At 61.0% G+C, this 749-nt stretch carries 1 protein-coding gene; it reads left to right on the plus strand.

Going from position 1 to position 749, the window contains the following annotated elements; all coding sequences use genetic code 11:
- A partial coding sequence (locus tag EOA22_RS35875) for a PAS domain-containing protein (RefSeq protein ID WP_127390722.1) occupies positions 1-749 on the plus strand: 749 nt, incomplete at both ends.

The raw sequence follows: 749 nt of genomic DNA on the forward strand, positions 1-749 counted from the left end.
CCTGGAGACCGTCCGCCACTCTCTGGCTACCGGCGAACCATACTCCATGAAGTATCGAATGCGCCGTGCGGACGGAGCGTACCGCTGGGTGGATGGACGCGGCGAGCCGCTGCGTGATCACAGCGGCGCGCTTGTTCAGTGGTATGTGATCTCTATCGACGTCGACGACGAGATGCGCGCACAGGAAGCGTTGCGCGACCGGGAGCGGGAACTCTCGCAACTGGTCGACATGGTGCCGAGCTTCCTCTGGCGCCTGTCTGCGTCGGGCGAGCCGGTCTTCTTCAGCAAGCGAATGGTTGAGTATCTCGGCCTTGACGTAGGAGGATACGAGAATGTCGGAGGAAATGGCCTGAAGGCGGCCATTGCGGCTGTCGTACATCCCGATGACGCCGCCACGCTGGAAGCAGCGATCAACCACTCGGTCACCACCGGCGAAAGCTTCTCCCTGAACTATCGCCTGCGTCGTGCTGACGGCGTCTTCCGATGGATGTCGGGCCGAGCGGAACCGATGCGAGACGAGTGTGGGACTGTCGTCCAATGGTACGGTCTTTCGCACGACATCGACGACCAGGTGAGGGCAGAAGAAGCGCTGCGGAAAGCCAACCGGCAACTGGAGCAAATGATTGACGCTGTGCCCGTGAATCTCCTGAGCTTTGCCCCTTCAGGCAGGATCACCTACACCAGCAAGCGATACCTGGAGAAGGTCGGTTCGCCACCGACGCACATCAATGATTTCGATGCCCTGGCCC

Source organism: Mesorhizobium sp. M7A.F.Ca.US.014.04.1.1 (assembly GCF_003998745.1).
Taxonomy (GTDB): Bacteria; Pseudomonadota; Alphaproteobacteria; order Rhizobiales; family Rhizobiaceae; genus Mesorhizobium; species Mesorhizobium ciceri.